Below are 12,720 nucleotides of genomic sequence, written 5' to 3'. Positions count from 1 at the left end.
TCAGCTGCCCTCCGCCACGGGAGCCCCGGCATTCATGCCCAGGCGGCCCATCCACACGGCGAGCGCCTGTTCGTCGGGCGTGCCCGCGCTGTACACGGCGTGCATCGCGGCATGCGATTCACGGCGATGCTGGTTGAGCTTGATCTTGCATTGCAGTGCCGTCACGCGCAGCTCGAAGCCGGTGATGCCGGCCAGCATCTTGAGCTGGAACTCCTCGCCCAGGTCGCGCCATTGCTGCGCATAGGTGGGCTCGTGGTCGTGGATCAGCTTCTTGAGCAGCGCGTCCTTGTCCGCCGGCTCCTCGATCAGCCGCGCCTCGACGGTGCAGTGCACGGCCAGGTAGTTCCACGTGGGCACGCGGGCCAGGTCGGGATAGACGGAGGGCGACAGGTACGAATGCGGCCCCAGAAAGGTGACCACTGCCCGCGGCCTGGCCTGCAGGTAGCGCCAGTGCGGATTCGGCTTGGCGCAGTGCCCCCACAGCACCAGTTCGTCGCCCGCGCGCTGCTCGGCGACCAACGGCAGGTGCGTGACGTACGGCAGTCCGTCGTCGTCGTTCGAGATCAGGCTCGCGAAGGGATGCGAGCGCATCAGCTCCAGCGCGATGGCCGGGTCCTTGGCATTGAACTGCGGGGGCATGTACATGGGGCGATTTCCTCGTGGCGCCTCGCGGCGAGGCCCCATTCTCCCCGAGCTGCCTACTTTGCTGTAGCCCGCGGCGCCTCCAACAGCTTCGCCATCGCGGTGTATCCGCGCGCCTTCGCCAGTTGCAGCGGCGTGTTGCCCTGTCGGTCGGTCAGCTTGAGGTTGGCGCCGGCATCGACCAGTGCGGCCAGCGTGCGCTGGTGGCGCGGGCCGCCGTCGCCGAGCACGATGGACTCGATCACCGCCGTCCAGTGCAGGTTGTTGACGTGGTCCAGCGGGGCACCCGCGGCGATCAGCCTGCGCACCACTTCGTCGTGCCCGAGGTGCGCGGCGGCGATGAGCGCCGTGCCGTCGTAGCGGCTCGTGATCTGCCCCGGCTTGGCCCCGAGCGACAGCAGCACGGAGAGCGTGGCCGCGTCGTCGGCCACCGATGCGATGGTGACGGCGTCGTAGCGGTCGTCCTCCAGCAGGTCGAGGTCGGCGCCGGCCTTGGCCAGCAGCCTGATCGCCTCGCGCTGCCGCGCGAAGGTGGCGACGTGCAGCGGCGTGCGTCCGCGCGCATCGCGCGCATCGAGATTCGCGCCGGAAGCGACCAGCGCCTTCAGCTTCTGCAGGTCGCCATGCCAGGCGGCCTGGTGCAGCCCTTCGAAGGCCAGCACCTCGGCCGCCAGCGGCGGCACCTGGGCAAGCGCACCGGCCGGCACGCCCAGCCCGAGCGCGACCGCCAGCAGGCCCGACCAGATACCGCGCCCGGTCATCAGAGCTGGCCCTTGACCTTCTCGAGCGCCGCGTTGGCGCACTGCTCGTCGAGGTGGCCGCCGGGCGCACCGCCCACGCCGACCGCGCCGATCACTTCATTGCCCGACTTGACCGGCACGCCGCCGCCCAGCAGCAGGAAGCCCGGCAGGTAGACCAGGTTGGCGGCGCCAGGGTTCTTCTGCGCGCCTTCCATCATGGCCTGCGTGGGGCTCTTGGCCGAAGCCGAGGTCCATGCCTTGCGCTCGCTCGATGCCAGCGTGTGCGGGCCGGCGTTGTCGGCGCGCTGCACGGCACGCACGGTGCCGGCGCGGTCGACCACGGTGGCGGCCACGTTGTAGCCGTTGGCGGCGCAGGCGGCCACTGCTTCTGCGGCGATCTGGTTGGCCAGCGCGAGCGAGATGTTCTTTTCGGTGCGCACGGCCGGTGCGGGCGTCTGGGCCTGGGCCTGGGCGAAGGAGGCTGCGAGCAGGACGGCGACGCCGCCGAGGCGAATGATGGATTGCATTGTTCGTGATCTCCAGTGGATGCGGGTTGTTGCGCCGGCCCTCGCCGACGGCTGCGCCACTGTAGAAAACGCCGGCCTCGCGGGCCATTCGTACGGCTACGCCCGGCGCTCCGTAGTTCTACGGAGCGCCCTTCCCGTCCACCAGCACCGCATAGCGCCGGATCAGCTGCGCGAGCGAATCGCAGTCGAGCTTGGCGAACAGGTTGGCGCGGTGCGTCTCGACCGTGCGCGGCGACAGCGCGAGCGTGCGCGCGATCTCCTTGTTGGTGAGCCCCTGCACGATGAAGGCCAGCACCTCGCGCTCGCGCTCCGACAGCTGCGCCACCCGCTCGCGCGCCGCGTTGTCGGCCTGCGAGCGTTCGCGCGATCGCACATGCTGGCGCACCGCCTGCTGAAGCGCCTCGAGCAGTTGCTCGTCGTCCACCGGCTTCTCGAGGAACTCGGCCGCGCCGGCCTTGAAGGCGCGGCGGCACATCTCGACGGTGCCGTGGCCTGTCAGCATGATCACCGGCTGGTCGACGCCCTGCGCCACCAGCCGGTCGAGCACCGTGAGCCCGCTGATACCGGGCATGCGCACGTCCAGCACGATGGCGCCGACACTCGCACGGTCGAAGCCGTCGATGAAGGCCTGCGGATCGGCCCACGCCTGCACGCGCAGCCCGACCGTGCCGATCAGCAGCGAGAGGCCGTCGCGCACCGCCTGGTCGTCGTCGATCAGGTGGACCAGCGGGGACTGCGGCGGATGCGGACGGGTGTTCGGGGTGTTCACGGCGAAGGTGCGACGAGGGGCAGCAGCAAGGTGAAGCGCGCGCCGCGCGGCGAGGCGTTGGCCGCGCTCAGGCTGCCGCCCATGCCGCCGGCCAGCGTCTCGCTGAGGCTCAGGCCGAGGCCCAGCCCGCCCTCGCGCGTGCTGAAGAAAGGTTCGAAGAGGCGCGGCAGGGCTTCGGGGGCAATGCCGCGTCCGTTGTCGGTCACGGTCAGCACGCCTTCCTGCCCGTTGCGGCCGACGGACACGACGAGGCGCCGCTCGGCCGCCGGCACGAGTTCCAGGGCCTGCAGCGCGTTCATCAGCAGGTTGTGCACGATCTGCTCCAGCGCCACCGCCTCGGCCTGCACGCGCACCGGGGCCTGCGCCGTGGCGTCGAACTGCGCGGCGACGTCGTGCTTCGCGAACTCGGGCGCCAGCAGGTGCATGGCGCTGCGCACGACTTCCTGCAGCACCAGCGGCCGGGTATCGCCGCCGGCTTCGGGCCGCTCGATCACGCGGCGCAGGCGCCCCACCACGCCGGCCGCGCGGCGTGCCTGCTCGACCGCCTGCCCCATCGCGTCGCGTGCGGTGGCCAGGTCGGGCGGCTCGTCGTCGAGCAGGCGGCGAGCGGCCTGGGCGTTGGCCAGCACCGCCGTCAGCGGCTGGTTGAGTTCGTGCGCGAGGCCGGCCGACAGTTCGCCCAGCGCATTGAGCCGCGCGACCTGCCCGAGCCGCAACAGCTCCTCGGCCCGCCGCCGCGCCACGCGCTGGCGCTGCGCGGCCCACAGGCCCGCCAGCAGCACGGCCATGGCCAGCGCCCAGCCGGCGACGGCGCGCCACGGCAGCTCGCCCCAGCCCACCTGCCGCTCGGCCACGAGATCGAAAGGCTGGCTCGGCGATGCCAGCGCCTTGCTCAGGGCGAAGCGCCATCCGCTCTCCGGGCTCGCGGACAGGGCACCGGGTTGCAGCACCAGCTGCTGGCCGTCGCGCTGCAGGCTCAGCCGCACCGGGCTGCGCTGCGGGTTCATCGGCCAGTCGCGCCACGGCACGGAGCCGGCGAGGTCGATGTCGAGCGCATAGCTGAAAGGCGTGGCGCCGATCACCAGCGTGTAGCGGCCATGGGTCAGGTCGAGCGTTGCCAGCTCGGCGCGCTGCAGGCTGCGCGAGCGTGCTTCGGCGGCGTCGAGTGCGCCGGCGCGCGCGCTGTCGGGCCAGGACTGGTCGCGATCGCGCCGCTGCACGCGCAGGATCGACGAGTACACGGAAGGCAGGCGCTGCTCGGGATGGTCCGCGCCCGTGCTGGGCTCCAGCAGCGCGAGGGTGGCCAGCACGGCGTCGTACTGCACCATCTGCTGGCTCATGAGACGGTGGGCGATGCGCACGTCGGTCTCGAAGTCCTGCTGCATCTGCGCCAGCTCGGCGCGCGCGATCCACACGGCGCCCACGGCGGTGAGCGCCAGCCATGCCAGCCACCATCCACCTTGCGCGCGCAACCACTGTTTCATGGCGCGGATTGTGCCCGGCACGGCGAAGCGGCCTTCCGCTTGGCCGAAAATGCGGCACCAGCCATGGCCGACGTACAGGACTCCCTCTTTCCCGATCTTCCGCGCCCCGAGGGCGCACCGGCAGCAGCGCCGCCGCCCGCCGAGCCCGCCTCGAAGAAGAAGCCGCGCACCGCCACGGTCGAGCCCGCGCCCACCGCCCCGGAGCTGGTCGAACTGGCGGCTGCATTGCCGCCCAGCCTGCGGCTCGGCACCTCGTCATGGAGCTACCCTGGCTGGGCGAACCTGGTCTGGGACGGCGAGTACGCCGAGACCGTGCTCTCGAAGAACGGCCTCTCCGCGCTCGCGAAGCATCCGCTCTTCCGCACGGTGAGCGTGGACCGCAACTTCTACCGCGCCCTCACCGCCAGCCAGTACGCCCGCTACGCGAGCATGGTGCCCGACGACTTCCGCTTCATGGTGAAGGCGCCGAGCCTAGTGACCGACGCGACGGTGCGCGATGAAAGCGGCCGCGGCATGCAGGCCAACCCCGTGTTCCTCAGCAGCGAGATCGCACGGCAGGAATTCGTGCTGCCCGCGCTCGAAGGGCTGGGTCATCGCATCGGCGTGCTGGTGTTCCAGCTGAGCCCGATCCCGGGGCACATCCTGGCCGACCAGCCCGCCCTACTCGCGCGCATCGCGGCGATGCTCGAATCGCTGCCCGACATCAGGTCGACGGCACCCGACGCGGTGATCGCCGTCGAGGTGCGCGACCCGCAGCTGCTGAACCCCGCCTTTGCCGAAATGCTGCGCAGCGTGGGCGCCACCTTCTGCATGGGCCTGCACGCCAAGATGCCGCCGATCGAAGACCAGCTGCCGATGCTGCGCGCCATGTGGCCCGGGCCGCTGGTGTGCCGATGGAACCTGCACCGGCGCCACGGCCGTTTCGGCTACGAAGACGCGGAAAAGCTCTACGGCCCCTTCGACAAGATCGTCGACCCCGATCCGGAGACGCGCGCCGCGCTCGCCAAGGTGATTGCCGGCACCACCCGCGCGGGCCAGAACGCCTTCGTTACCGTGAGCAACAACGCCGAAGGCTGCGCGCCGCTGACGATCGCGCAGCTGGCGCGGGACATTCTGAGCCTCGCGCCGCGCTAGCCGATGTTCTGCTTCGCGGCGACCGTCATCTCGACTTCGACGGTCGCGTTCTTCGGCAGCGCATAGACGCCGACCGCCGTGCGCACATGCACGCCGGCCTCGCCGAAGACGCGGTGCAGCAGATCGGAGGCGGCATCGGCCACTTCGCTCTGCTGCGTGAAATCGGCCGTGCACTGCACGAACACGCCGACGCGCAGCACCTTCTCCACCGCGTCGAGCGAGCCAAGCGCGCGCCGCAACAGCGCGAGGCTGCGCAATGCGCAGATCTGCGCGCCCTCGCGTGCCTTGTCGAGCGACACCGCATCGCCCACGCGACCGGTGACCACCACCGTGGTCCCCACGCGCGGCACCTGGCCGCTGAGGTAGACCGTGCGGCCATCGCGCACCAGCGGCACGTAGTGGCCTCCGGCAATGATCTCGCCGTCGAAGCTGTGGCCCAGTTCGGCGGCAATCTGGTCGGCGATCTGGTCCCGGGTCTTTTCTGCTGTCATGTCGTTTCCGTGAAAGGGAGTGTCATTGTCGTCAGCGCCTGCGCGGTGAAACAGATACAGAAGGCGCCGATGCGAGGCAGAACAGAGCGCACGACGCCATTTCAGGCCACGTCAGGCTGCCTCGGGCCAGCGGCCCAGCACTTCGTGCACGCCCTCGCCCACGTGGCTGTCGATGAGTACCAGCGAGCCTGCGGACCATCGGACGGCTTCTTCGAGCCCGTGCCTTTCCAGCTTGCGCCGTGCGTAGGCCAGCGTCATGTGCGGCGTGAAGGATCGCGCGGGCTTCAGACCCGCATCGGCCAATGCCTCGCCCAAGCGCTGCCTGAAGGCCTTGAGTGCGGAGACGCCTTCGTCATCGTCGGAGCACAGCGCGAGCGCGCCCTTGGCATAGCTCATCGCCTTCTCGAAGACGATGTCGAATGCCGGGGCCGGTACCGACGCGGCGGCCTTCGAGGCCAGCGCGACCTTGTCAGCCGGCACCTCGGCGTAGTCACCCAGATCGAAGAGCGTGACGTGCAGGCGATGCGCCGCGACCAGTGTTCCTTTCAGTGCGTGTTGCGAGTTCATGCGCTCGCCCAGCGCGGCGATGGAGGCGGCATCCTGCGGCCCCGGAAGAATGGCGAAGAAGAGAGAGTGTTCGGGGGGCGGAGCCTTGGGACGCACCTTGCTGCGAGGGCGCGGCAAGGGTTTGGGTGGAGGCTCGATGCCTGGAAGAAGAAGCTGATCTGACATGCCTCGATCATCGCCCATGGCATGGGCTCTTCATCTGCTCTTCAGCAAGCGCCAAGCACTCCTTCAGGCTGCGTTTCGAGAATCGTCGCACGCCGGTGGCACCGCAGCAATCAACGCGCGGCAGCCACCTGTCGGATCGATTCAATCAACCATCCAACCAGGAATTTCATCTTGACGAAAACGCAAGCCTGCACCGTCCTCGCAGCAGCCCTTCTGCTCGGCACCGCCTCCATGGCAGCGAGCGCCGCCGGAGCGAACCAGGACTCCGGAATCTACGTGGGCGGCGCCATCGGCCGCTCGAGCTACAGCCTCTCGTCCTCCAACCGCGTGCCCGTGCCGTGGGGCGGCGAGAAGAGCAGCAAGAGCGGCACGGCCTACAAGCTGTACGGCGGTTATCGCTTCACCGAGACCTTCGGGGTGGAAGCCGGCTATGCGCGCCTCGGCCGCGTGAGCCAGTGGAGTTCGAACGGCGCCTACTCGCGCCTGCAGTCGGGCACCGGCCAGGTCTTCTACGCGGCCGCCACCGCCCGCCTGCCGCTGGGCGAATCCTTCGCGCTCAACGGCCGCCTCGGCATCGCGCGCGGACGCGTCTCCGGCGACAACAACTGGGCACTGCCCAGCCAGCGCATCTCGGGCAGCTCGACCGGCATGATGGCCGGCTTCGGCGCCGAGTACCGCGTGACGCAGAACCTGTCGGTCACCGCGGACTACGACTACTTCGGCAAACTGTCGAAGCAGGCGAAGGGTGGGATGGTGACCGTGGGTTTGAAGGCGAACTTCTGAGCGCCGCCTCTTCCTTCTGAGAACTCATCGACGCGGCCTCGCATCAGCGGGGCCGCGTTGCCTGGTGCGTCACTCCCACTCGATCGTCGCCGGCGGCTTGCTCGAAACGTCGTAGGTCACGCGGTTGATGCCGCGCACTTCGTTGATGATGCGGCCCGACACCTTCTTCAGCAGCGCATACGGCAGCTCGGCCCAGTCGGCGGTCATGAAGTCGCTGGTCTGCACGGCGCGCAGCGCCACCACGTAGTCGTAGGTGCGGCCGTCGCCCATCACGCCCACGCTCTTCACCGGCAGGAACACGGTGAAGGCCTGGCTCGTGAGGTCGTACCAGGTCTTGCCGGTGGCCTCGTCGGTGAAGTTGCGCAGCTCCTCGATGAAGATCGCGTCGGCGCGGCGCAGCAGGTCGGCGTATTCCTTCTTCACTTCGCCGAGGATGCGCACGCCCAGGCCCGGGCCGGGGAACGGGTGGCGATACACCATCTCGGGTGGCAGGCCGAGCGCCACGCCCAGTTCGCGCACTTCGTCCTTGAACAGGTCGCGCAGCGGCTCCAGCAGCTTGAGGCCCAGCTGCTCGGGCAGGCCACCCACGTTGTGGTGACTCTTGATGGTGACGGCCTTCTTGCTCTTGGCGCCGCCCGACTCGATGACGTCGGGATAGATGGTGCCCTGCGCCAGAAAGGTCGCGCCCTTGTGGCCTCCCCCGCCCGCCTTGAGCTTGGCGGCCTCCTGCTTGAACACGGTGACGAACTCGCCGCCGATGATCTTGCGCTTGGCTTCGGGGTCGCTCACGCCGGCGAGCTTGCCGAGGAACAGGTCGCTGGCGTCGACGCGGATCACCTTCGCGTGCAGCTTGCCTTCGAACATTTCCATGACCATGTCGCCTTCATTCAGGCGCAGCAGGCCGTGGTCGACGAACACGCAGGTCAGCTGGTCGCCGATGGCGCGGTGGATGAGCGCGGCGGCCACGCTCGAATCGACGCCGCCCGAAAGGCCCAGGATGACTTCTTCATCGCCCACCTGCTCGCGGATCTTCTCGACGGCTTCGGCGATGTGGTCGCGCATGACCCAGTCGGGCTTCGCGCCGCAGATGCCGAGCACGAAGCGTTCGAGGATCGCCTTGCCCTGCGTCGTGTGCGTGACTTCGGGGTGGAACTGCACCGCGTAGTAGCGGCGCGCCTCGTCGGCCATGCCGGCGATGGGGCAGCTGTCGGTGCTGGCCATGAGCTTGAAGCCCGGCGGCAGTTCAGTGACCTTGTCGCCGTGGCTCATCCACACGTTGAGCATGCCGTGGCCTTCGGGGGTGGTGAAGTCGGCGATGTCCTTCAGCAGCGCGGTGTGGCCGTGGGCGCGAACGGCCGCGAAACCGAATTCGCGCTTGTGACCGCCCTCGACCTTGCCGCCGAGCTGGTGGGCCATGGTCTGCATGCCGTAGCAGATGCCGAGCACCGGCACGCCGAGGTCGAACACGGCCTGCGGGGCCTTGTCCGTGGTCTCTTCGTACACGCTGGCGTGGCTGCCGGAGAGGATCACGCCCTTCAGGTGGCCGTCGGCCGCGTACTCGCGCACCCATTCGTCGGTGACGTCGCAGGGATGCACTTCGCTCAGCACATGAGCTTCGCGCACGCGGCGTGCGATGAGCTGCGTGACCTGCGAGCCGAAATCGAGGATGAGGATCTTGTCGTGTTGCATGGCGAAAGGACTCAGAGCGTTGAAATGTCGAGCAGCTTCACTCCCGCCTGGGGTGCAGCCCGGATGAGTTGCTCGTCGAAGGTGGCGAGCGGGAGATTGAGCGACTTGGCGAGCCAGAGATAGCCCGCGTCGTAGAGAGATACGCCGGCGTCGATGGCAACGGCGAGCACGGCCTTGTGCTGCGCCGGCGCGAGCTCGTGCAGCTCGACGCGATGGCGGATGGCATCGAGCACGCTCCACAGCCCTTCGACGGCGGACGATGGAATGCGGCCGCTGCGCACGCCGTTGGCGAGGATGTTGGCGCACTCCCATTGCCAGGCGTTGGGCGCTTGCGGCTCGACCTCGTCGCGGCGTATGGCGGCGTAGAGCCTGCGGGTGTGCTCGCTGGCCATGTCTGGAAGCAGCCAGGCGGCCGTGACCGAGGCATCCATGACGAAGGCGGTCATTGTTGGCGCCCCTCGTCAAGCAGGGCGCGCGGCTGCGGGCCGGGCTGGATGGCGGCGTGGAGCGCGTCGATCTGGCCCAGTTCGCGCTCGATCTGCTCGTCGGTGATGACCGGCTTGCGGCGCACCGGCAGCATGCGCACGACTTCCTTGCCGTGGCGGGTGATGCGAACCTCCTCGCCCTTTTCGACCGAGTCGATCAGGGCGGAGAAGTTGTTCTTGGCTTCGGCGATGCCGATGGATTGCATTTGGGCCAGAAAATTTGAATCTGGCCCAAATTTTAAACCCAGTCTGGCCCGATTTTCAAGGTCTGGCCAGATTGGGCTTATTCAGCGCGGTAGTTCGGCGCTTCCTTCGTGATCTGCACGTCGTGGACGTGGCTCTCACGGATGCCGGCCGTGGTGATCTCGACGAACTCGGCCTTGTTCTGCATGTCCTCGATGGTCGCGCAGCCGCAGTAGCCCATGCTGGCGCGCACGCCGCCGGCCATCTGGTAGACGATGGAGACGATCGAGCCCTTGTAGGGCACGCGGCCTTCGATGCCTTCGGGCACGAGCTTGTCGGTGTTGGGGTTGCCGGTGGTCGACTCCTGGAAGTACCGGTCGGCGCTGCCCTGCTGCATCGCGCCGATGGAGCCCATGCCGCGGTAGCTCTTGTAGCTGCGGCCCTGGTACAGCACGATTTCGCCCGGCGCCTCTTCGGTGCCGGCGAACATGCTGCCCATCATGACGGTGCTGGCGCCGGCCGCGATGGCCTTGGCGATGTCGCCCGAGTAGCGCACGCCGCCGTCGGAGATCAGCGGAATGCCCGTGCCCTGCAGCGCGGTGGCGACGCTGTCGACCGCCATGATCTGCGGCACGCCCACGCCGGCCACGATGCGGGTGGTGCAGATGGAGCCGGGGCCGATGCCGACCTTGACCGCGTCGGCGCCGGCGTCGGCCAGCGCGCGCGCTGCGTCGCCGGTGGCGATGTTGCCGCCGATCACGTCGACCTGCGGGTAGTTCTTCTTGACCCAGCGCACGCGCTCGATCACGCCGGCGCTGTGGCCGTGGGCGGTGTCGACCACGATGGCGTCGACGCCGGCCTTCACGAGCGCCTCGACGCGCTCCTCGGTGCCGTCGCCCACGCCGACAGCCGCGCCCACGCGCAGGCGGCCGTTGGCGTCGCGTGCGGCGTTGGGGAAGCTGGTCTGCTTGGTGATGTCCTTGACGGTGATGAGGCCCTTGAGCTCCCAGTCGCCGTTGATGACGAGCAGGCGCTCGAGCTTGTGCTTGTTCAGCAGCGCCTTGGCCTCGGCCAGCGTGGTGCCGTCGGGCACGGTGATGAGCTTCTCGCGGCGCGTCATGATCTCGCTGACGGGCACGTCGTAGCGGTTCTCGAAGCGAAGGTCGCGGCCGGTGACGATGCCGACCACCTTGCCGGCGTCGACCACCGGGAAGCCCGAGATGCCGAGCTGGTCCGACAGCGCCATCACCTGGCGCACCGAGTGCGTAGGCGTGATCACCACCGGATCGCGCAGCACGCCCGATTCGTAGCGCTTCACCCGGGCCACTTCTGCGGCCTGCTGCTGCGCGGTGAGGTTCTTGTGCACGATCCCGATGCCGCCTTCCTGCGCGATGGCGATCGCGAGGCGGGCTTCGGTCACGGTGTCCATGGCCGCAGAGACGAGCGGCAGGTTCAGCGTGATGTTGCGGGAGAACTTGGTGGCGAGGGAGGTGTCCTTGGGCAGGACCTGGGAGAACGCTGGCACCAACAACACGTCGTCGAAGGTGAGCGCTTTGCCGAGAAGGCGCATGGGTGAAGCTCCAAAAGACGGATTGTAACGAGGCCGCCAATGGGTTTGCCGGCGCGGGCAATTGGCGATCGTTGCAAAACCACCCAACCCGGATGTTGCAAAAAGTAAGGCCCGGCTAAACTTCGGGGATGAAATTCGTGCACTGGCTGGTACTGGGATGTGTCGTTGCGCTGCCGCTGTCGGCGAGCGCTCAATGGCAATGGCTCGACAAGAACGGCAAGAAGGTCTACAGCGACCAGGCTCCGCCGCCCGACGTGCCCGAGAAGAACATCCTGCGCCGCGTAGGCCCGCCGCCGGCGGCGCGGTCCACCGCGAACCCGAACGTCGACGCGCCGCCCCCGGCGGAAGGCGCCGCCGACGCCCCTGCCGCTGCGCCGAAGGCCGCGGCCGCGCCCAAGCCCACGGGCGTAGACAAGGAACTCGAGGAAAAGACCAAGAAGGCCGAAGCCGAGCAGAAGGCCAAGCAGGCTGCCGAAGAAGCCAAGGTGGCAAAGGCCAAGGCCGACAACTGCGCCCTCGCCCGCCAGAGCAAGGCCACGGTCGACAGCGGCATCCGCCTCGCGAAGGTCAATGCCAAGGGCGAGCGCGAGATCATGGACGACGCCGCCCGCGCCGCCGAGCAGAAGCGCATTCAGGACGTGATCAACAGCGACTGCAAGTAGCGGTCGTCAGTAGCCGGCCTTGCCGCCTTTGCGGCGGTTTGCGAACAGGCCGGTTCCCTTCGAGCCCTGGCGCTGGAAGCGCTCCCGGCGCGCCACCTTGGGGTCCACTGCCAGGGGGCGACACAGTTCGATGCGGTCGCCGTCCTTCAAGGCCTGATCCCACTCGACAGCCTTGCCCCAGATGCCCGGCGTCATGGCGTGGCGCCAATCCAGATCCGGAAATCGCTGCGAAAGATCGCTGCCCCGCACCGCATCGGCCAGCGTGGAATCGGGCGGCAGGCGCAGCACCTGCTCGAACACCTCGCGCGGCGCGGGCGAGCAACTCAGCGTGACCTCGATGGGCATCGACGGAATCAGGGCGAGCCGTAGACCTGCTCGGCGCGCTTGACGAAGGCTTCGACCAGGCTGGATGCGATGGTGTCGAACACGGGGCCCACGAGCGCCTGCAGGGCGAAGTTGTTGAAGCCGTAGCTCAGGTGCAGCTCGACGCGGCAGGCGCGTTCGCCCTCTTCTCCCACGGGCGTGAATTTCCACTTGCCGTCGAGGTTGGAGAACGGGCCGTCGACCAGCTTCAGCTGCACCTCGCGCCCCGCGACATGGGTGTTGCGGGTGGTGAAACTCTGGTGCAGGCCGGCGAACGCCAGGCCGACTTCGGCCGTCATGCCGGCCTCGTCCTCCTCGATGACGCGCGACTTATCGCACCACGGAAGAAACTGCGGATACTTGGCCACGTCGGTGACGAGCGCATACATCTCTTCGGCGCTGTACCAGATGAGGACGGACTTGTTGACTGTTTTCATAGAATCGGCACAGCGTGCGCGACGGATTG

Annotated in this window: 16 protein-coding genes; 3 read left to right on the top strand and 13 right to left on the bottom strand. The window is 68.4% G+C overall.

Annotation, left to right across the window (positions count from 1 at the left end; translation table 11 throughout):
* From SFB74_RS15995 to SFB74_RS15975, 5 genes are all read right to left on the bottom strand, one after another.
* Positions 1 to 645, bottom strand: a complete 645-nt coding sequence (locus SFB74_RS15995; RefSeq protein ID WP_432731759.1) for an FMN-binding negative transcriptional regulator — start codon at positions 643 to 645, stop codon at positions 1 to 3.
* Positions 646 to 698: 53 nt separating this feature from the next.
* Positions 699 to 1,403 carry an ankyrin repeat domain-containing protein gene (locus tag SFB74_RS15990; RefSeq protein ID WP_432731758.1) on the bottom strand — a complete coding sequence of 235 codons (705 nt, stop codon included), beginning with the start codon at positions 1,401 to 1,403 and terminating at the stop codon, positions 699 to 701.
* Positions 1,403 to 1,909: a GlcG/HbpS family heme-binding protein gene (locus SFB74_RS15985; protein WP_432731757.1), complete on the bottom strand. Its 507-nt coding sequence runs from the start codon at positions 1,907 to 1,909 to the stop codon at positions 1,403 to 1,405. Before SFB74_RS15985 ends, SFB74_RS15990 begins: the two co-directional genes overlap by 1 nt.
* 118 nt (positions 1,910 to 2,027) lie before the next feature.
* Positions 2,028 to 2,678 (bottom strand): response regulator transcription factor, encoded by a 651-nt coding sequence (locus tag SFB74_RS15980; protein WP_432731756.1) that lies wholly within the window; start codon positions 2,676 to 2,678, stop codon positions 2,028 to 2,030.
* Entirely contained in the window at positions 2,675 to 4,162 is a 1,488-nt protein-coding gene (locus SFB74_RS15975; protein ID WP_432731755.1) for a sensor histidine kinase, read from the bottom strand. Before SFB74_RS15975 ends, SFB74_RS15980 begins: the two co-directional genes overlap by 4 nt.
* 63 nt (positions 4,163 to 4,225) lie before the next feature.
* Between SFB74_RS15975 and SFB74_RS15970 the strand changes: the two genes are divergently transcribed.
* Complete coding sequence (locus SFB74_RS15970; RefSeq protein WP_432731754.1) at positions 4,226 to 5,296, top strand: DUF72 domain-containing protein; 1,071 nt, start codon at positions 4,226 to 4,228, stop codon at positions 5,294 to 5,296.
* Here SFB74_RS15970 and SFB74_RS15965 read toward each other — a convergent pair.
* Together SFB74_RS15965 and SFB74_RS15960 are read right to left on the bottom strand one after the other, a co-directional pair.
* Positions 5,293 to 5,787, bottom strand: a complete 495-nt coding sequence (locus tag SFB74_RS15965) for a RidA family protein (RefSeq protein WP_432731753.1) — start codon at positions 5,785 to 5,787, stop codon at positions 5,293 to 5,295. The two genes, SFB74_RS15970 and SFB74_RS15965, sit on opposite strands and share 4 nt — an antisense overlap.
* A 111-nt stretch (positions 5,788 to 5,898) precedes the next feature.
* Positions 5,899 to 6,471, bottom strand: a complete 573-nt coding sequence (locus tag SFB74_RS15960) for a 2'-5' RNA ligase family protein (RefSeq protein ID WP_432731752.1) — start codon at positions 6,469 to 6,471, stop codon at positions 5,899 to 5,901.
* A gap of 219 nt (positions 6,472 to 6,690) precedes the next feature.
* On the opposite strand from SFB74_RS15960, the gene SFB74_RS15955 reads away from it, so the two are divergent.
* Positions 6,691 to 7,302, top strand: coding sequence for an outer membrane beta-barrel protein (locus SFB74_RS15955; RefSeq protein ID WP_432731751.1), 612 nt, complete (start codon positions 6,691 to 6,693; stop codon positions 7,300 to 7,302).
* Between the two features lie 69 nt (positions 7,303 to 7,371).
* On the opposite strand, the gene guaA is transcribed toward SFB74_RS15955, so the two are convergent.
* From guaA to guaB, 4 genes are all read right to left on the bottom strand, one after another.
* Positions 7,372 to 8,991 (bottom strand): glutamine-hydrolyzing GMP synthase, encoded by a 1,620-nt coding sequence (gene guaA / locus SFB74_RS15950; protein WP_432731750.1) that lies wholly within the window; start codon positions 8,989 to 8,991, stop codon positions 7,372 to 7,374.
* 11 nt (positions 8,992 to 9,002) lie between these two features.
* Positions 9,003 to 9,437: a type II toxin-antitoxin system VapC family toxin gene (locus SFB74_RS15945; protein WP_432731749.1), complete on the bottom strand. Its 435-nt coding sequence runs from the start codon at positions 9,435 to 9,437 to the stop codon at positions 9,003 to 9,005.
* Complete coding sequence (locus SFB74_RS15940; protein ID WP_432731748.1) at positions 9,434 to 9,682, bottom strand: type II toxin-antitoxin system Phd/YefM family antitoxin; 249 nt, start codon at positions 9,680 to 9,682, stop codon at positions 9,434 to 9,436. The genes SFB74_RS15945 and SFB74_RS15940 overlap by 4 nt, the downstream gene beginning before the upstream one ends.
* Before the next feature lie 77 nt (positions 9,683 to 9,759).
* Positions 9,760 to 11,229, bottom strand: coding sequence for an IMP dehydrogenase (gene guaB, locus SFB74_RS15935; RefSeq protein WP_432731747.1), 1,470 nt, complete (start codon positions 11,227 to 11,229; stop codon positions 9,760 to 9,762).
* 128 nt (positions 11,230 to 11,357) lie between these two features.
* On the opposite strand from guaB, the gene SFB74_RS15930 reads away from it, so the two are divergent.
* On the top strand, positions 11,358 to 11,891 hold the full coding sequence (locus SFB74_RS15930) for a DUF4124 domain-containing protein (protein WP_432731746.1): 534 nt from the start codon (positions 11,358 to 11,360) through the stop codon (positions 11,889 to 11,891).
* Positions 11,892 to 11,897: 6 nt separating this feature from the next.
* Here the strand turns inward: SFB74_RS15930 and SFB74_RS15925 are convergent, their stop codons facing one another.
* The gene (locus SFB74_RS15925; protein ID WP_432731745.1) at positions 11,898 to 12,236 is read right to left on the bottom strand and encodes an RnfH family protein; all 339 of its coding nucleotides are present in this window, start codon (positions 12,234 to 12,236) and stop codon (positions 11,898 to 11,900) included.
* An 8-nt stretch (positions 12,237 to 12,244) separates the two neighbouring features.
* Positions 12,245 to 12,691: a type II toxin-antitoxin system RatA family toxin gene (locus SFB74_RS15920; protein ID WP_432731744.1), complete on the bottom strand. Its 447-nt coding sequence runs from the start codon at positions 12,689 to 12,691 to the stop codon at positions 12,245 to 12,247.
* Positions 12,692 to 12,720 lie beyond the last annotated feature (29 nt).

The sequence above is a fragment of the Variovorax xiamenensis genome (genome assembly GCF_050916385.1).
GTDB lineage: Bacteria > Pseudomonadota > Gammaproteobacteria > Burkholderiales > Burkholderiaceae_C > Variovorax.
This window is presented reverse-complemented; position numbering and strand designations above follow the sequence as displayed.